16 protein-coding genes are annotated in these 18,579 nt (G+C 53.1%); 7 read left to right on the top strand and 9 right to left on the bottom strand.

What is annotated here, in order from left to right:
* Positions 1–43 precede the first annotated feature (43 nt).
* Both VXJ35_RS21050 and speE read right to left on the bottom strand, forming a co-directional pair.
* Complete coding sequence (locus tag VXJ35_RS21050) at positions 44–955, bottom strand: GGDEF domain-containing protein (RefSeq protein WP_064023058.1); 912 nt, start codon at positions 953–955, stop codon at positions 44–46.
* A gap of 279 nt (positions 956–1,234) precedes the next feature.
* Positions 1,235–2,080, bottom strand: a complete 846-nt coding sequence (speE, locus tag VXJ35_RS21045; RefSeq protein WP_054758911.1) for a polyamine aminopropyltransferase — start codon at positions 2,078–2,080, stop codon at positions 1,235–1,237.
* Between the two features lie 60 nt (positions 2,081–2,140).
* Here speE and speA point away from each other — a divergent pair, with 60 nt between their 5' ends.
* The 3 genes from speA to VXJ35_RS21030 are packed head-to-tail and all read left to right on the top strand — an operon-like array spanning position 2,141 to position 6,221.
* Positions 2,141–3,985 carry a biosynthetic arginine decarboxylase gene (speA, locus tag VXJ35_RS21040; protein WP_064023057.1) on the top strand — a complete coding sequence of 615 codons (1,845 nt, stop codon included), beginning with the start codon at positions 2,141–2,143 and terminating at the stop codon, positions 3,983–3,985.
* A gap of 33 nt (positions 3,986–4,018) precedes the next feature.
* Entirely contained in the window at positions 4,019–4,873 is an 855-nt protein-coding gene (locus tag VXJ35_RS21035) for an NAD(P)-dependent oxidoreductase (RefSeq protein ID WP_064023056.1), read from the top strand.
* Positions 4,874–4,901: 28 nt separating this feature from the next.
* Positions 4,902–6,221: a UDP-glucose/GDP-mannose dehydrogenase family protein gene (locus VXJ35_RS21030; protein WP_064023055.1), complete on the top strand. Its 1,320-nt coding sequence runs from the start codon at positions 4,902–4,904 to the stop codon at positions 6,219–6,221.
* A 532-nt stretch (positions 6,222–6,753) separates the two neighbouring features.
* Here the strand turns inward: VXJ35_RS21030 and VXJ35_RS21025 are convergent.
* From VXJ35_RS21025 to VXJ35_RS21010, 4 genes are all read right to left on the bottom strand, one after another.
* Positions 6,754–7,851, bottom strand: a complete 1,098-nt coding sequence (locus tag VXJ35_RS21025; protein ID WP_064019980.1) for an IS5 family transposase — start codon at positions 7,849–7,851, stop codon at positions 6,754–6,756.
* Between the two features lie 191 nt (positions 7,852–8,042).
* A complete protein-coding gene (locus tag VXJ35_RS21020; RefSeq protein ID WP_064023054.1) occupies positions 8,043–8,642 on the bottom strand; it encodes a HEPN domain-containing protein in 600 nt (199 codons plus the stop codon).
* Between the two features lie 225 nt (positions 8,643–8,867).
* Positions 8,868–9,899, bottom strand: coding sequence for an IS5 family transposase (locus VXJ35_RS21015; RefSeq protein WP_064020809.1), 1,032 nt, complete (start codon positions 9,897–9,899; stop codon positions 8,868–8,870).
* A 35-nt stretch (positions 9,900–9,934) separates the two neighbouring features.
* Positions 9,935–10,582 (bottom strand): hypothetical protein, encoded by a 648-nt coding sequence (locus VXJ35_RS21010; protein ID WP_064023053.1) that lies wholly within the window; start codon positions 10,580–10,582, stop codon positions 9,935–9,937.
* A gap of 107 nt (positions 10,583–10,689) precedes the next feature.
* Here VXJ35_RS21010 and VXJ35_RS21005 point away from each other — a divergent pair, with 107 nt between their 5' ends.
* Positions 10,690–11,787, top strand: a complete 1,098-nt coding sequence (locus VXJ35_RS21005; protein ID WP_064019980.1) for an IS5 family transposase — start codon at positions 10,690–10,692, stop codon at positions 11,785–11,787.
* A 153-nt stretch (positions 11,788–11,940) separates the two neighbouring features.
* Here the strand turns inward: VXJ35_RS21005 and VXJ35_RS21000 are convergent, their stop codons facing one another.
* From VXJ35_RS21000 to VXJ35_RS20990, 3 genes are all read right to left on the bottom strand, one after another.
* Complete coding sequence (locus VXJ35_RS21000) at positions 11,941–12,255, bottom strand: DUF262 domain-containing protein (protein WP_082881030.1); 315 nt, start codon at positions 12,253–12,255, stop codon at positions 11,941–11,943.
* Positions 12,256–12,691: 436 nt separating this feature from the next.
* On the bottom strand, positions 12,692–14,086 hold the full coding sequence (locus tag VXJ35_RS20995) for an amino acid permease (RefSeq protein WP_082881029.1): 1,395 nt from the start codon (positions 14,084–14,086) through the stop codon (positions 12,692–12,694).
* Positions 14,087–14,099: 13 nt separating this feature from the next.
* The gene (locus tag VXJ35_RS20990; RefSeq protein ID WP_064023052.1) at positions 14,100–14,861 is read right to left on the bottom strand and encodes a pentapeptide repeat-containing protein; all 762 of its coding nucleotides are present in this window, start codon (positions 14,859–14,861) and stop codon (positions 14,100–14,102) included.
* A 293-nt stretch (positions 14,862–15,154) separates the two neighbouring features.
* Between VXJ35_RS20990 and VXJ35_RS20985 the strand changes: the two genes are divergently transcribed.
* From VXJ35_RS20985 to VXJ35_RS20975, 3 genes are all read left to right on the top strand, one after another.
* Positions 15,155–16,594, top strand: coding sequence for a UbiA family prenyltransferase (locus tag VXJ35_RS20985; protein ID WP_064023051.1), 1,440 nt, complete (start codon positions 15,155–15,157; stop codon positions 16,592–16,594).
* 114 nt (positions 16,595–16,708) lie between these two features.
* The gene (locus VXJ35_RS20980) at positions 16,709–16,963 is read left to right on the top strand and encodes a hypothetical protein (RefSeq protein ID WP_197495918.1); all 255 of its coding nucleotides are present in this window, start codon (positions 16,709–16,711) and stop codon (positions 16,961–16,963) included.
* A gap of 26 nt (positions 16,964–16,989) precedes the next feature.
* Complete coding sequence (locus VXJ35_RS20975) at positions 16,990–18,579, top strand: hypothetical protein (protein ID WP_157198254.1); 1,590 nt, start codon at positions 16,990–16,992, stop codon at positions 18,577–18,579.

The following is an 18,579-nucleotide window of genomic DNA, read 5'->3' as shown; positions in this document are numbered from 1 at the left end:
GCGGTTGCTTGAAAGCGCTTGGTTTAGCCGATGCGGTTTTGGGTCAGTTGCCTATTTCCACCCGGTTGCGGCCGTTTTTCTTGGCCCGGTACAAGGCGTCGTCGGCAGTGCGGACGATGTCGTCCAGCGTCATCGGCGCATCGACCCGGCGGGTACACAGGCCGATCGACAGCGTCGACGGAATGGTTAAATTTTGGTAACGGAAGGTGTGCTTCAGTACGGTCAAGCGGATGCGCTCCGCCAGTGCAACGGCGGCTTCGGCCGAAATTTCCCGCAGCAGCATGATGAACTCTTCGCCGCCGTAACGCGCCAGCAAGTCTTCGTGGCGCATTTCGGCCTGCAGGATTTTGGCTAAATCGCGCAGTACCTGGTCGCCGGCCAGATGGCCGTAGTTGTCGTTGGTCAGTTTGAAGTGGTCGGCGTCGCACATCATCACGGTCAAACGGCTCCGGTTGCGTTTGCAATAGGAAAATTCCTGCTGCGCTCTGGAAATAAAGGCGTTGCGGTTCAAAACCTTGGTCATCGAGTCGATATTGGCGGCCTCGTACAGCGCCTGTTCCGAGACCGCTTCGCTGGGCAGTTTGTAATCGACTTTCAGGTAAGTGTCGCCGATGCGGATCCGGTCCAGCAATTGCAAAGGATGCCGGGAAATGCGCCTATCGTTGACGAAAGTGCCGTTCGTGGAATTGAGGTCTTCCAGATGAGCCTGTCTACCGTTTATCGCAAGCAGGCAATGGCGGCGGGAGATTTTCGGGTCGGCAATCGGAATGTCTGCGCTGAGTTCTCGACCCAGAATATGCCGATTGGCCGCCAGCGGAAATTGCTTGCCCTGATCCCGGCCGGACAGCACCACCAGATAAGGTTGCAAATCCGCACTGTCGCGGCCGGATTGGGTGGCGTTGCCGGTCAGCGTGTTCGAAAATGCGTTTAGGGTGGAATCGGGAGGCGTGGTCATTGCGCGATTCTGCAAGCTGGCAACGTACGTTCCGGCAGCGGCACCGCAAGGCTAGCCGGAGGGGCCGGCTGGTTCGGTACTGTAAAACCCCATGCCTGGTCCAATCGGTGATAGAGGATTTCAGAGGCCGGCCAACAGCGGTTTTGCATGGTTAATAATTCGTTATCTGCTGATACGCTTGCCAGTGTCGCAGATAGGCCGCTGGCTCGCAAGTTGCCGGCGTTTCGGAGCTTAAAACGCTTGTTGCCGCAGTTCGCTGCTGCGGCAACTTGGGGGAATTTATGCGAATGCCTTTTTGAAAAACTCCGGCATCGCCAGGCTGGCTTTATGGATCTCGTGGTTGTAATAGACGGTGTCGAAGCCTTTGTTGATAGCATCCTGCTCCCGGAACGCGGCGAACGCGTTCTTGCCGGCCATCGTCGCGCTCCACCAGCCGGATGGGTAGATGCACTGCGGGAAGAACACGGTTTGGTAATGGTTAAAACCGCCGGCCCGCATCTCGCCGCGCATCTCTTGCAGAATATGCATATGCAGCAAAGCCGATTCGCTTTGCTGGACGACGATACCGTTTTCGGTTAGGGCTCTGAAGCAGTCCTTGTAAAAATCGGCGCAGAACAAGCCTGCTGCCGGCCCGACTGGATCGGTACTGTCGATGATGATGATGTCCACGCTGTTCGGTGCCGCATCTTTGACCCATTTGATACCGTCGATGAATTTCAGCTCGGCACGCGGATCGTTGTTGGACTCGCACAATTCCGGAAAGTAGATTTCGGACAGGCGGGTGACGCGTTCGTCGATGTCGATCTGCACCGCCTTTTCCACGCCGGGGTGCTTCAGTACCTCGCGCAGCGTGCCGCAGTCGCCGCCGCCGATAATCAACACGTTCTTCGGATTGGGGTGAGTAAACAATACCGGGTGGCTCATCATCTCGTGGTAGAAGAAATTGTCCCGGGTCGAAACCATGGTGCAGCCGTCTATCACCATCAAATTGCCGAACTGTTCGGTCTCGTAGATTTCCAGAAACTGAAACTCCGATTGCTCTTCGTGCAATTTGCGTTTGATTTTTAATGAGAAGGCGGAGCCTGACGGCTCCTGCGCTTCGCTGAACCAGGTGGCGTCGAGCATGAGTTGTCCTCAAAAAGTCATAAAAGTCGCGGCATTATACTTTAGAATTCCGGCATCTTTATGACAGTACGGGGAATCCGAGTGCCGACACAAGCATGGTCGATTGAACAGGCAAAACAGCTCTATGCGATCCAACAATGGGGCGACGGTTATTTTTCGATTAACCAACTTGGTCATGTTTGCGTCAAACCGCGCAGCGATAACGCCGCGGAAATCGATCTGTTCGAAGTGGCCGAAACTCTGCGCGGAAAAGGGCTGAAACTGCCGGTGCTGGTGCGCTTCACCGATATCCTGCCGGATCGCATCCGCCGGCTGCAACAGGCTTTCGACCAGGCTAGAGCGGCGCATAGCTACGGCGGCGAGTACACGCCGGTTTATCCGATCAAGGTCAACCAGCAGGGCAACGTGGTCGAGGCTATCGTCTCCGCCGACAATATCGGCCTCGAAGCCGGCAGCAAACCGGAATTGCTGGCGATTCTGGGCTTAGCCAAGACCAACGGTACTATCGTCTGCAACGGCTACAAAGACCGGTTTTACATCCGGATGGCGCTGATGGGTCAGTTGATGGGCTTATCGGTGTTCATTGTCATCGAAAAACCGTCCGAGCTGGAATTGATTCTGGAAGAAGCCGCCAAATTGGGAGTCAGGCCGTTGATAGGCCTGCGGGTGCGGTTGGCGACGATCAGTGCCGGCAAGTGGCAAAACAGTGGTGGCGAGAAATCCAAGTTCGGCCTGCACGCCAGCGAAGTGCTGCAGTTGGTCGAACGCCTGCGGCAGGTGCAGATGTTGGATTGTCTGCAGCTAATGCATTTTCATATGGGCTCGCAGATCGCCAACATACACGACATTAAATTGGCCTTGAAGGAAGCCGGCCAGTTTTACCTGCAGTTGCGCCGGCTCGGCGCAGAGATTAATACGGTGGACGCCGGCGGCGGTTTGGGCGTGGATTACGACGGCAGCGGCTCGCGGCGGGAATGTTCGATCAACTACAGCATGTCCGAGTACGCCGATAATATCGTTCGCGCCTTTGCCGAGGTCAGCCGGCAGCACGGCCTGCCGCAACCGAACATCATCACCGAGTCGGGCCGGGCCATTACTGCCCACCACGCGGTATTGATCACCAACGTCACCGAAGTCGAGCGTTTGCAGGGCGCAGGATTGGCGACCAAGCATTTCCGCAATGTCAGCGAGGCTTACCATAATGCCCAGTTCGACATGGCCGAGGCCCGCGCCAGTTTCGTGCAAGGCGATATCAATTTGGCGGAACTCGCAGTTGCGGAACAACGCTACGTCGGCTTGTGCCAGCAAATTCAGGCGCAGTTGAATCTGGACAACCATCATCATCGGGAAATTTTGCAGGAGCTCGACGAAAAGCTGGCCGACAAGGTGTTTTGCAATTTTTCGCTGTTTCAATCGATGCCCGATATTTGGGGAATCGACCAGATCTTTCCGATCATGCCGATCCACCGCTTGCACGAGCAACCGGTCCGGCGTGCGGTATTACAGGATTTGACCTGCGATTCCGACGGCCGGATCGACCAGTACGTGGACCGGCACAATATCAGCAATACGCTGCCGTTGCATGCGATCGGCGACGATGAAGACTATCTGATCGGCTTTTTCATGGTCGGCGCCTATCAGGAAATTCTGGGCGACATGCACAATTTGTTCGGCGATACCCATTCGGTCAATATCGAGCTGGACGGCAGCGGCTACCGCTTCGGCGATTTCATGGAAGGCGAAGACGTCAGCGAATTGCTGGATTATGTGCATATCGACACCGAGGCGCTGAAAACGGCCTACCGGCGTAAACTGGACGGGGCGGCGTTGACCGCGGAACAGAAAATCAGCTTCGAACAGGAGTTGGCAGTTGGGTTGAACGCTTATACCTATTTGGAAAAATAGCGGCGGCATCGGTAAACGGGGCGGGAATACATTATGAAGGCGGGTTTTATCGGTTTGGGGGCAATGGGGCAGGGCATGGCGCGCAATCTGGCCAAAGCCGGCCATTTGTCCGCAGTGTATAACCGCAGCGCAGAAAAAGCGGATGCTTTGGCTGCGGAGTTGGGCGTCGAGGCTTGTCGCAGCGTCGCCCAGCTTGCCGTTGGCGTAGATGTGATATTGGTCTGCGTGTCGGCCGATCAAGATTTACTGGATGTGGTCGATGCGATCTGCAGCGGCATCGAGCCGGGTTCCGTTGTCGTCGATATGTCGACGGTCAGCGGCGAGACGGCCAGAGCTGCAGCGGAAAAGCTTGCCGAAAAACAAGCGGAGTTCCTGGACGCGCCGGTCTCCGGCGGCGTCGAAGGCGCCAGAAACGGCACGTTGGCGATGATGGTCGGCGGCGATACCACCGTATTGGAGCGGGTGCGGCCGATATTGGCGGCGATGACGTCGCGGATAGAGCACATGGGCGGTGTCGGCGCCGGTCAAGCCTGCAAGGCCGTCAACCAAATCATGTGCGCCGGTATCAATCAAGCCGTGACCGAAGCGTTGGCATTCGCCGCCGCCCAGCAATTGCCGCTGGATAAGGTGGTAGACGTGATAGCCGGCGGCGCGGCCGGCAATTGGTTTCTGCAGCATCGCGGTAAAACCATGACGAAAAACCAATTTGCGCCGGGCTTCAAATTGGCGCTGCACCATAAGGATTTGCTCATCGCCGAACGGATGGCGGCGCAGGTTGGGGTGGCGTGTCCGTTAACGGCAGCGACTCTGGCGGATTATGCCAAACTAATGGTACAAGGTTACGGCGACGAGGATATCTCGGCGCTGTACCGGTTAAAACGGCAATGAACTTTCAATCAGCTTACAAGGTGTAACAATGAAAATTACGGTATTTGGCAGTGGATACGTCGGTTTGGTCACGGGAGCCTGCTTGGCCGAAGTGGGGAATCAAGTACTGTGCATGGACGTCGATCAGCGCAAGATCGATCAGCTGAAGCAAGGCGTTATCCCGATCTACGAGCCGGGTTTGGACGAAATGGTCAAGGATAATGTCGCTGCTGGCCGGTTGAGTTTCACCACCGATGTCAAAGAGGCGGTCGATTTCGGTTTGTTCCAATTCATCGCCGTCGGCACTCCACCGGACGAGGACGGTTCGGCCGATTTGAAATACGTGTTGGCAGTGGCGAAAAGCATCGCCGAACACATGACCGATTACAAAATCGTCGTCGATAAATCCACCGTACCGGTCGGCACCGCCGACAAGGTCAAGAGAACCGTGGCTGACATGCTGGCGCAGCGCGGCCAAAACCTGGAATTCGACGTGGTGTCGAATCCGGAATTCTTGAAGGAAGGTTCGGCGCTGGACGACTTCATGAAACCGGACCGGATCATCATCGGTACCGACAATCCGCGTACCGCCGAATTGCTGAAAGCCTTGTACGCGCCGTTCAATCGCAGCCGGGAGCGGGTGATCACGATGGATATCCGTTCCGCGGAATTGACCAAATACGCCGCCAACGCGATGCTGGCGACCAAGATCAGCTTCATGAACGAGCTGGCCAATCTGGCCGAACGCTTAGGCGCCGACATCGAGCAGGTGCGCCACGGCATCGGTTCCGACAGCCGGATCGGTTACAGCTTTATTTATCCCGGCTGCGGCTACGGCGGCTCCTGCTTTCCGAAAGACGTCAAAGCGTTGGAGCGTACCGCCCGCGACAACGGCTACCACGCCGAGTTGCTCAGTGCGGTCGAAAACGTCAACGACCGCCAAAAGCACCGTTTGTTCGAGAAAATCTGCGCGCATTATCCGGCTGGCGTCAAAGGCAAAACCTTTGCGCTGTGGGGGCTGGCGTTCAAACCCAATACCGACGACATGCGCGAAGCGCCGAGCCGGGTGTTGCTGGAAGCATTGACCGAGGCCGGCGCCGTGGTCCAAGCCTACGATCCGGAAGCGCTGCAGGAAGCGCAACGCATCTACGGCGACAAAGCCGGTCTGGTTTATTGCACTAAACAAACCGAAACCCTGAATAATGCCGACGCGCTGGTCATCGTCACCGAATGGAAGCAGTTCCGCAGCCCGGATTTCGACGACTTGAGCCGTTTGTTGAAAGACAAGGTGATTTTCGATGGGCGGAATATGTATGAGCCGAGGTTGGTTAGGCAGTTTGGCTTGCAGTATTTCGCGATTGGGCGTTGATTAGTTTGGTATTACACTCCGTTCGCCCTGAGCTTGTCGAAGGGCTATCGAAGTTGAGGTGTGTCGCTGGCGCGACGGCTTGATTTAATGTCGGGTCTCGGCCCGACAGCCGAGACACTTTCTTTTGCTCCGCCAAAAGAAAGTACCCAAAGAAAAGGCGGCCCGGATGCCGCTTTTTCCCTGCGCTCCGAAGCTTTCGCCGGGGGTTGACGAAAGGGGCTTCCTGCCCCTTCGTCAACGTGCGGCATCCTTGCCGCACCCCTACGGGCTATTCCCGCCGAAAGCTCCGGTGCTCGGCGCGGGATACGGGAGAAACCCTGCGCCAAATCCGCAGCTTATTGTTTACGAAGTTTTGTACGGCGCATTAGCAGGCTGGTGAAAAACCCACTGATATTTCCCCTTACCCACGGTTGCCGTGATTTTTTCGTGTTGAAATCGGTCATGACATCGAGTTTCAAGCGTTTTGCCCCTGTTTCAAGGGCTTTTTATTCGCCTGAAGCCGTCTGTGGACGGTTTTCAGGCGTACTTCACCCTAGGTGGGCGCACTCCACGCCGGTTTCGGCGTGAACACCAATAGGTTGAGCAAGCGCGTCAGGTTGTAGGCGGCGAAGCAAAACAAGGCTTGGCCAGCGACTTTGGCTAAGCCGATGTGACGGGTTTTGCGCAGGCCGCCGACCGTTTTGACCCAGCCAAAGGCTTCTTCGACGATTTTGCGGCGCTTGAGGCTTTGGGCGTAACCTTTGCCGCGCGCGGTGCGGCCATCGACGGCACTGCCGGTCTTTTTCCGGGCCACATGGGCTTTGATGTCTTGCGCCTTGAGTCCGTTGACGAAAGCCGGTTGGTCATAGCCTTTGTCGGCACCGACGCTACCGCCTTTGGGCACACGGCGTTTGATCATTGTTTGCGCGGCTTCGATTTCGGCGGTGCCGGTGGCTTGGGTGGTTTCGACATCGACAATCAGGCCGTTGCGATTCTCGGACAAGGCATGGGTGATGTAACGCAGTTTGGCCTCGGTGTATTCGCCTTTCTTGTAGAGCCGCGCTTCCGGGTCTGTCGTGCTTTGGTGGGTGGCGTTGCTGCGCTTTTCGCCGCTGAAGTCGACCTCGGGATTGCGGCCGGCGGGTTTGTCCGGGCCGCTGCCGTCTTTCTTAACGAAGCTTTTGTGCGAGGCCCAGGCTTCAATGAGGCTGCCGTCGACACTGAAGTGTTCGTCGGACACCAGGTTTTGCCATTCGGCTATGGCCAGTACCCGCTCAAAAAATTCGCGACTCAGCGCTTCGGACAGCAGCCGTTCGCGGTTGGCGCTGAACACGCTGCGTTCCCAGACAGCATCGTCGATGCCCAGACCGACAAACCAGCGAAACAGCAGGTTGTAGTCCAGCTGTTCCATCAACTGGCGTTCGCTACGAACGGTGTACAGCACTTGCAACAGCAAGGCGCGCAGCAGTTTTTCGGGCGCAATCGACGGGCGGCCAGTGTGCGAGTAACGCTCGGCAAAGACGGCATTCATAGAGGTCAATACGCCATCGACGAGTAGACGTAAACGACGCAACGGATGCTGTTTGGGAATACGTTCTTCCAGGCTAACGTAGCTGAACCAGCTACTTTGAATGGCATCGTGTCCGCGCATTGAAAGGCTCCAAATTTAGGTAGCCTATTTTAACAGTTGGCGGCTCATCTATGCCTTAGCCTACTTGGCTTTTCGAGTTTTTCACCAGCCTGTTAGCGATAGAGTAATGCGCCGAATGATTTAAAGCCAACTACAGCGCAACACGGCTGCGCCTATTGACGCCCTAAGAATAGCGCCTTATGGTTTTGCGTTCACTTGGAATTTTCTGCTTTAACTATTGTTTTTATAGAATCCATGTACTTGATTAGAGTATTGATGTGATTAATTAAATCAACCATTGAAACGTCGGACGCATCATCATTTTTATGAATTATCTTATTTCTTTTGCTGACAATTGAACTTATTTGGTCTTTATTGTCTGCGAATCCTGGTATAGAAGTTAAGTTCAGTCCAATTTTTCTAAACGTATTAATAGTTTTATCAATATTTCCAGAGAGATGGTCATTAAGATCGTCTTTTTTAATTGATATGCTAAGGTCTTTAAACTCTTCCAGTCCATCGATTTTGTCTTTGGACAGATTGGAAAAACTCCATTTCACAATGTTGTGAGGGATCGAGATGCTTTGAAGTTTTTGTGCGATTTTTTCAATTCGAATAAAAGCTATATCTGTTAAAAATGCCTCTAAATAAGTACACATGGTTATTAGATAGGCTTTTATAAAAAAATTAAGGTGTTGTTGAAATAGAGGGTCTGGGTTGTCGGAAAGAAGTCTCTTTTGAGACTCATTGATAATATCCATTAAGGAGATAAGCAAATCTACATATTTTTCGTAAATTTGTTGCTCATCCATTTAATGCCTCTGACAACAAATCGCTCCACAGTTTTCTGCGCTTTAGAATGGATGCCTTGTTTTGCAATCCCGCTGACAAGGTTCTTTGGAAGCCCGATAATTTACATAAGGGAGCCTCTAAAAATCCACGATTAATCAGATTCGGGGCGTAAAACGTGCTCGAAAGCTGGCATTTCCAAGCGGACTACCTTCAACTCGAAGCCTTTTCAGCTCCGATGGGCGGCATCAAGACGCAGCTACCCTGCGAATGGCGCAAAAACGTCGCATGTTGTACACCAGATTCATGAAGCCGATACGTACTTCGGCGCGGGCTAGGCCAATGCAACGGATCGCCTTACCGCCCCATTGCGCCATCCAGGCAAACACGTGCTCGACCCGGCAACGGGTTTTGGAGCGGGTACTGTTGCCTTGTTTTTCCCGGTCAGTCAGCGGTTTGCCGCGCACCCCTTTGCGGTGAATCCGGCTGCGGTAGCCTTGGACTTTTAACAGTTCTTCCACCGCTTCGGAACGATAGGCACTGTCGGCCCACACATCCCGGCTGGTGTTGCCGCTATCAAGCAAGCCGTTCAGGGCTTGGGAGTCGTGGACGCTGGCATCGGTGACCGTGTATTTGCGCACCAGCTTGTGGGCATTATCAACGTTGACGTGATTCTTGTACCCGTAATAGCTCTTGTCGCCTTTCTTGGTCCAGCGCGCATCGGTATCCTTCTGACTGCGTTTGGAGGCCGACCAGTCCTCGACGGTTTCGCCGGCTTTAATCCGGGCGTTTTCGTCCGGCGTATTACGCTGCACCGGCGCCTTGACGAAGCTGGCGTCAATCAGTTGGCCCTTGCGGGCGATCAGGCCGGCGCGATCCAATTGCCGGTTGAATTCGTTGAATAACGTCTCGGTGAGTTTCAGTTCTTTGAGTGACTCACGAAACAGCCAGAAACTGTTGCGATCCGGCGCGTGCTTGGCATCCGACAACCCAATAAATCGCTGGAAACTGCGCCGGTCTTCGATTTGGAACTCCAGTTGCTCATCGCTCAGATTGTAGAGACTAGCGATGACCAACGCTTTGAACATCAACACCCCATCCCAAGGCTTACGCCCGGCAGACGATTTGCGGACTTTGTGATGGACTTGATCCAGCAACGGACGGAACGCTTCCCAATCCACTTGCGCGTCCAATTCCAACAACGGATTGCCCAGCCGATCGATCCGACGATCACGATGTTCAAACAGGGAACCGAAAAGGTCGTCTTGTGCCACCGTCATCTCTGCTCTCCAAAGGTCTTTAGCTCCGACTCATTTTACTCGCCGGGCGCAATTTTTAGAGGTTCCCATAACTCAGAAAACTTTTCTTTTATTTCTACTTTTTTGTTTCGAAGCGTTTCTAGATCAACTTGCCCAAGGCTGTACATCAAAAGATCGTAATAAACCATGCTCTGGCGCTTTTTTCTCTTCGAGATATCTTTAAATACGTCCTCGCCAAAAATTAAAACGCATTTTTCTAAAGTTGATTCAAAGTCAGTTCGGTAGCCCGAGATATTCTCATTTGAGCAGTATTGATTCTGACTCATAAATGAATCAAGGTACTTTGCTAGTTTATCTTGATAGTTTTCTAGGTCTCCTTTAAGCGCGAAGTATCTGAGTACTTGTTCTTCTGCTTCAAGATTATCTTTAGGTGCGACACCTGATTCGCCAAGTCCAAAATTTTTTATTACAGGGTTTTTAGCCAATTCTGTCAATAAGTCGTTGAAAGAGCCATTATATAATGCGTGTCTTATTTCTTGATCGGATAGTTTTACTGCCCCTTGGTTAAGTCTTGAAAATATTTCTCTTATTAGATGTTTCGGGTTTTCTCTTCTAAGTACAATGCATCTAATTGTTGTTGCTTCAAGTTCGGTTTTATATTCGCCAAGTTCTGAATATTTTTTGCCCTCCAGTTCCTTGAACATGGTAAGTCCTTCTAACAGGCTGGTGAAAAACTCGAAAAGCCAAGTAGGCTAAGGCATAGATGAGCCGCCAACTGTTAAAATAGGCTACCTAAATTTGGAGCCTTTCAATGCGCGGACACGATGCCATTCAAAGTAGCTGGTTCAGCTACGTTAGCCTGGAAGAACGTATTCCCAAACAGCATCCGTTGCGTCGTTTACGTCTACTCGTCGATGGCGTATTGACCTCTATGAATGCCGTCTTTGCCGAGCGTTACTCGCACACTGGCCGCCCGTCGATTGCGCCCGAAAAACTGCTGCGCGCCTTGCTGTTGCAAGTGCTGTACACCGTTCGTAGCGAACGCCAGTTGATGGAACAGCTGGACTACAACCTGCTGTTTCGCTGGTTTGTCGGTCTGGGCATCGACGATGCTGTCTGGGAACGCAGCGTGTTCAGCGCCAACCGCGAACGGCTGCTGTCCGAAGCGCTGAGTCGCGAATTTTTTGAGCGGGTACTGGCCATAGCCGAATGGCAAAACCTGGTGTCCGACGAACACTTCAGTGTCGACGGCAGCCTCATTGAAGCCTGGGCCTCGCACAAAAGCTTCGTTAAGAAAGACGGCAGCGGCCCGGACAAACCCGCCGGCCGCAATCCCGAGGTCGACTTCAGCGGCGAAAAGCGCAGCAACGCCACCCACCAAAGCACGACAGACCCGGAAGCGCGGCTCTACAAGAAAGGCGAATACACCGAGGCCAAACTGCGTTACATCACCCATGCCTTGTCCGAGAATCGCAACGGCCTGATTGTCGATGTCGAAACCACCCAAGCCACCGGCACCGCCGAAATCGAAGCCGCGCAAACAATGATCAAACGCCGTGTGCCCAAAGGCGGTAGCGTCGGTGCCGACAAAGGCTATGACCAACCGGCTTTCGTCAACGGACTCAAGGCGCAAGACATCAAAGCCCATGTGGCCCGGAAAAAGACCGGCAGTGCCGTCGATGGCCGCACCGCGCGCGGCAAAGGTTACGCCCAAAGCCTCAAGCGCCGCAAAATCGTCGAAGAAGCCTTTGGCTGGGTCAAAACGGTCGGCGGCCTGCGCAAAACCCGTCACATCGGCTTAGCCAAAGTCGCTGGCCAAGCCTTGTTTTGCTTCGCCGCCTACAACCTGACGCGCTTGCTCAACCTATTGGTGTTCACGCCGAAACCGGCGTGGAGTGCGCCCACCTAGGGTGAAGTACGCCTGAAAACCGTCCACAGACGGCTTCAGGCGAATAAAAAGCCCTTGAAACAGGGGCAAAACGCTTGAAACTCGATGTCATGACCGATTTCAACACGAAAAAATCACGGCAACCGTGGGTAAGGGGAAATATCAGTGGGTTTTTCACCAGCCTGCTAAGGCAAATTTATCATCAAAAAACCGAACTATTGTTGTCAATCGTTGAACGCCATCGATTACTATATGCCTGCCCTCTTCGTCCTCAGCAAAATAGCAAGAAGGTAAAGGAATTCTCATTAAGCATGATTCAATAAATTTAGATGATCTTTCCCAGCCATCCTTATCCCATTTAAATTTTCTTTGAAAATCGGGGTCAAGTAATAGTTTTGGTTTTTCTGCGATTATTCGGTTGTATAGCGTCTCAAAAGGATAATCTATTGGATATAAATTTAAGGTTTTATGTCCATTCTGCTCTGTCATGATTATTCCTATTTCTTTCTTGAATTACGATACTAATGTAGTAAAGGCTTTGCTCTGTTCAGTCTACCAAAATAAACTTCATGAAAACAAACCATCCGGTGGAGTGTGTTATCCCGTATGCCGCGCCGAGCACCGGAGCTTTTGAACGGATTAGCCCGTAGGGGCGATGCAGGGATGCATCGCGTTGCCGAAGGGGCAGGAAGCCCCTTTCGGCAACCCCGTTCAAAAGCGAGGAGCGCAGGGAACAAGCGGCATCCGGGTGGCGTTTCTTTTGGTGACTTTTCTTTGGCCAAACAAAGAAAAGTTACTCGGCTGTCGGGCCGAGTCCCGACATTAAAACCAATCGTCGCGTTAGCGACACATTAATAGCAGATTTAAGCCCACCATCCATGGTTCTGGATGCCCGCATCCCGGCGGGCATGACGCCATCCAAGCCTCAAGAAGACCGTAACTGACTATGCTTCACCCCATACCCAAAATAAATCAAAAACCCAATCACCAGCCAAACAAATAACCGAATCCAAGTATCGATAGGCAAGCCCGCCATCAAACTCAAACACACCAAAATGCCGGCAATCGGTACGTAAGGTACTGCCGGGCATTTGAAATGCCTTTCCATTTCCGGATGGCTGTTGCGCAGGATCCAGACGCCGCCGCACACCAGCACGAACGCAAACAGGGTGCCGATGCTGACCAGTTCGCCGAGTTTTTCGATCGGCATGAAGCCGGCCAGCAGCGATACGGCGACACCGACCAGGATCGTCGACAAATGCGGGGTTTGGAATTTGGGGTGGACTTGGGCGAACAACGGCGGCAACAGTTGGTCTTTGGCCATCGAAAAGAAGATTCGGCTCTGGCCCATCAACAGTACCAACATCACCGAAGTCAAGCCGGCGATGGCGGCGATTTTGATGATGGGCGACAGCCAGCCCATGCCGACGTGGTCGACCGCCAGTGCGATCGGCGCCGGGACGTTGAGTTCGGTGTAGGACACGATGCCGGTCAGCACGCCGGCGACCAGGATGTAGAGTAAGGTGCAAACCGCCAGTGAGCCGATGATGCCGATCGGCACGTCGCGTTGCGGATTGATGGCTTCCTGAGCGGCGGTGGATACGGCGTCGAAACCGATATAGGCGAAAAAGATCACGCCGGCTCCGGTCAGTACCCCGCCGAAACCGAACGGCGCGAAGTTGGACCAGTTCGGACTATCTACGTGGCCGGCGCCGGCGACGATGAATACCACGATCACGGCGGATTTGATCAGCACCATGATGAAATTGAAGATCGCCGACTGGCGGATGCCGAGCACCAATAACCCGGTCAATAGCAGAATGATCGCCATCGCCGGCAGATTGACGAAGCCGGCTTCAGGGTTGGCGAGATAGGCTGTTGTCAGGTAACTCGGCAGGTGCAGGCCGAGCGCGTCGAGAAAACTGGTTAGGTAGCCGGCCCAGCCGATTGCCACGGTGCTGCTGGCCAGGGCGTATTCCAGTACCAAATCCCAGCCGATGATCCAGGCCATCAGTTCGCCCATCGTGGCATAGGCGTAACTGTAGGCGCTGCCGGAAACCGGAATCATTGAGGCCAATTCGCTGTAACACATCGCCGCCAAGCCGCAGGCGATGCCCGCCAAAATGAAGGAGACGACGATGGCCGGACCGGCGTATTTGGCGGCGGCGATGCCGGTCAACACGAAAATGCCGGCGCCGATCACCGCGCCGATACCGAGTATCGTTAAATCCTTGGCGGTGAGGGTTTGTTTCAGGCCGTGTTGGACATCGGTCAGCGCTTCGACCGATTTGCGTTGCAGCAATTGCTTGGGAATTTGCATTATGTGGTCTCGGTTATTGGGCTGAGGCGGGTTTGACGGAGTCCGGCAAGTTCTTGGCGCCGTCGAAACGGGCGCCTTGCAAAATTGCGCCGGCGAAAATCGCATCGTGCAATTTGGCTTCCGAGAAGTTGGCGTTAGTCAGATCGGCTCTAGTCATGTCGGCGCCATCCATTTCGGCGGAATACATGTCGGCGTTTTGTAAGTTGGCATTGACCAGTTTGGCGTGTTTCAACATGGCACGCCCAAGTTGGGCGTTGTGCAAATTGGCGCCTGAGAGGTTGGCGCCTTTCAAACTGGCGCGCATCAGACCCATCGATTGGTTTTTCATGTCGGCCGCCCATTGCACATTGCTGAGATTGGCGTTGCTCAAATTGGCGCCGTCCATAATGGCGACGACGCGGCTGCCGCTCATGTCGGCGTTGCTGAGGTCGGCGTGCATCAGACTGACCCCGAAAATGCTGGTATTGGCCAGATTGGCGCCGCTCAGCTTGATCCGGGTCATTACCGTCAAGTCCAGCGTCAGGCCTTGCAGGTTGCTGTTGTTTAAATTGGAGCGGCGCAGATCGGCGCCCCACAAGTCGGCGTTACGAAAATCCAGATTCGACAGGTCCAGGTCGGTCAGGTCTTTACGGCGCAGGTCTGCGGGGTGCTGCTTGTCGGCTTTGGCGAGCAGTTGTTCGACTTGAGTGCGGGTGAGTTCGGCTGCTTGTATTGAATTGGCACCAACTATGAGATAGAAAGCCAGCCATATGTTTGCTTTTCGTAAGCCATGCATGAAAGCCTCCGGAGAGTTTGTTTTAGGTTGAAGTCATCGGCCTCGGGCCTTGTATTCAAGTCGTTTTGCAAAGTTTCAAGTCCTCTCGGCGTAAACTACTGATAGTAGCAGGGTAGTTAGAAGACTCAATCGGAAATTTTGTGCGGCCTTGGTTCCGGATGGTACGTCGACAGGCTGGGCCCGCATTATTCAATAGAGGGGCGGAGGGAGCTCTCGGCGAGGATGTTAACATGTACCGGCTATCCGGCGGGATGTTCAGGCCTGCTCTCATTTAACAGGAATAGGAAACTAACGTGACTAATTCAGCCCTTGCACCGTTGGTAGTGGATTTGGATGGAACACTGATTCGAACGGATACCCTGGTCGAATCGATTGTTCTGCTTCTCAAGCGGAAGCCGCTGTGCTCGATACTCATGGTGTTTTGGTTGCTTTCAGGTCGAGCCCACTTTAAATCCAGAATTGCCAGCTCGGTGGAGTTAGATGTCCAGCTTTTACCCTACCGAGAGGAGCTTTTGGAGTATCTGCAGGCAGAGAAGCGCGCCGGCCGGCGTCTTATACTGGCGACCGCGGCCCATAAAACCATCGCAGAGCGGGTTGCGGCGTATTTGGGTTTCTTCGACTTGGTTCTTGGGAGTGATGAATCGGTCAATTTGAAAGGGCGCGTCAAACTTGCGGCAATTCAGAGCAGCGTTGGCTCCGAATTCGTCTACGCCGGCGACAGTGGTGCGGATTTGCCGATATGGCAACAAGCTCAAGCTGCGATTTTGGTTAATCCTCCGGCGCGGGTTGCCAGAGTGGTCCGAACGACCAGCAGCGTCGAACGCGAGTTTTCGGAAACCGGTAACCGGTTTTATTTGTGGATCAGGGCCATGCGGGTCCACCAATGGTTGAAAAACTTATTGCTGTTCGTGCCGCTGTTGACAGCTTTTTCATTCCAAGAATATGAAAAGATTGCCATGGTTCTCTGCGGTTTTTTTGCGTTTTCCTTGGCAGCCTCGGCAACCTACATGGGAAACGATATGTGGGATCTGGAAAGCGATCGGCGGCATCCGCGCAAAAAATCGCGACCTTTTGCCAGCGGCGGCCTGCCATTGAATCAAGGTTTTGTCGTTGCGGGAGCATCTCTCGCGTTGGGGCTGTTGCTGGCTTTTAATGTTTCTCTAGCGTTTCTGAGTATCTTGGTACTGTATCTGGTCGTTACAACCTGCTATACCTGGTGCCTGAAGACTTATGTCTTGATTGATGTCCTGGTGTTATCGCTTCTGTATAGCTTGCGCATCTTTGCCGGTTCAGTTGCGGCCGACGTCTTAGTGAGCTTCTGGTTGCTGGCCTTTTCCGTTTTTATTTTTTTCAGCTTGGCATTGGTTAAACGTTGCTCTGAGTTGTTAATTCTCAAGCAGCAGGGTTGCTCACGCGCCAATGGTCGGGATTATCAGGTTTCCGATTTGGTGGTCTTGTGGCCGTTGGGAGTTGGCTCGGCTCTCAGCTCAGTAGTCGTATTCGGGCTATTCATCTGCGCCAATGAAACTCAAGCCAGATATGCGACACCGAATGGGCTATGGCTGGTAGCAGTTGGCATTACTTATTGGCTTTCTCGGTTGTGGATAAAAACTTCGCGTGGTGAGATGGATGACGATCCGTTAGTATTTGCCGTGCGCGATTTTGGCAGTCGAGTGACGATCGCAGCGATGATAGCAGCCACGTTGGCAGCAAGATTTCTTAATTGGGGTTAATCCATGCATATTCTATTGATTGCCGTAAGCAGCATACTCTTGTCGGTAGCCGCCCAATTTTTTTTGAAGCTGGGAATGTCTAGCGCGGAAGTCAAGCAGGCATTGGCGGAACCAATGACTTGGCGTTTACCCTGGGTCGTATTGATGAACAAATTTGTGGTTTTGGGATTTGGCTTGTACGGTATCGGTGCCGTGGTTTGGTTGAAAGTACTATCGGCGTGGGATGTTAGTAAAGCTTACCCGTTGGTGGGGCTGGGATTTGCAGTGACGGTATTGATCGGAATGTTGATGGGCGAGAACGTAACCGGGCTAAGGGTGTTGGGCGTCTTGTTGATTTGCGAAGGCGTTTGGCTGGTCGCTAATTCGTGATGGCTTCGATTTGGAAACTTAGGGGCATGGGAGAATGGGTTCTGCCACAGAATCAGAGAAGCAGTTACTGGGTGCTGTTGGCGATTAGTTTGCTCATCGCGGCGCACCTGTATTTTTACGCGCCAATTTTTCCTTATAGCCCCGATAGCGCCAGCTACATAGAGCGGGCGAGGAATCTGAAAAGCGCCGGTAATTTGCTTGACATCCCGTATGGCGTAATTCCAGGCGACGTGGATCAGATCGAAAATCACTTGTTTCCTGTCGGTTATCCATTGGTATTAGCGGCGATTTCAGTGCTTGGCGTTGATCCCAAGGTCGCATCTCTGGCGATTGGCAACTTGTCGAGTTTGTTGTTACCGTTTATGTTGTTTTGGGCATTTCGGCGTGGTGTGGGTAACGACTCGATGGCCCTGGCGATTGTGGGTTTGAGTGTGTTGGCACCAGGTTTATTGACCAACGCGCCTTACGGTCTAACCGATGTTTTTTCCTTATTGTTGGTGGTTGCGGCTGTTGGTTGCGTGTTGCGGCTGGAAACTGCCGCGGGTTGGTTTTTAGCCGGGATTCTTGCCGGTGTGGCCTACTCTGTTAGGAACGCCAATTTGGCCCTGCTGGTCGCCCTGGCTTTATACGCCTGCTATTACTGGAAATCTTCTAGACAACCGGAACGTCATGCAGTCGTGCGGTGCACCTTAGCTGGGGTATGTGGTGTGAGTTTGGTTGTATTACCTATGCTGCTGAGAAACTTTTGGGTGTTCGGCGCAATGAATCCCTACCAGATGGAGCCGAGTACGATCGGCTTGGTCGAAAATATCCGGACCTACATTGAAGCGCTAATGAAGGATGTAACGGCCTGTAAAGAATGCGCCCGCTTTACTGCATGGTCAATCCCGGGGTTGTTGACGATTTTTTTCGCGATTTTTTTCGCGTTTTTTTGGCTGTACCGTTGCGGTTGGCAACTGATGGGAAAAGCCCAGCGCAACGCGGTATTTTTTTCGGGGGTTTATTTTGCGTTGGGTTCCTGTCTTGTAATTCTGGCTCGTACCCGATATCAGTGGGGGGAGCCGATTAACTTACGCCATGTATTCCAATACACGCCTTTTTTATTCCTAATCATGCTATCCATCATGCAACATCTTTCTTGCAGGATGCAGAAGTTTTTTACGTTGGTTCTGTTTGGCCTTTGCGTATTCCGCGCGGCATATGCAATTGATAAGGCTAATTTCGTTTCGAAAAAGCCGCATTTCTATGCCAATTTGCAGAATGCGCTTAGTTCTGGGCGGGACCATCTCTGCTCAGCGAAGCCCGATGTGTTTTTGGCCTCGAATTGGGCTTATTTGTTCCGAATCGAATGTGACGTGAGGGCCAGACAAATCGAAGGGTTAAATATGCGAGAGGGAGGGCCGACTGGTCCGGGTGCTTCGCTTATGGATATCATTTTAACAATCCAGAATAACGTCCATAAGCGACCGGTCCGGGTGGGTCTATTTCCTGGCAGCTCTGGCGTCGATGAGGGGGATTTGCCAATCTCCGGCTCTCTGCAACACGAGTTATCCCGAGAGGGTTGGATTGTGGTTCAGAACACGTCAAACAGTTTGTTGCTCGAATTGCCTCGATAG

Origin of the sequence: Methylomonas sp. DH-1 (genome assembly GCF_046097555.1) — a bacterium.
GTDB lineage: Bacteria > Pseudomonadota > Gammaproteobacteria > Methylococcales > Methylomonadaceae > Methylomonas > Methylomonas koyamae.
This window is presented reverse-complemented; position numbering and strand designations above follow the sequence as displayed.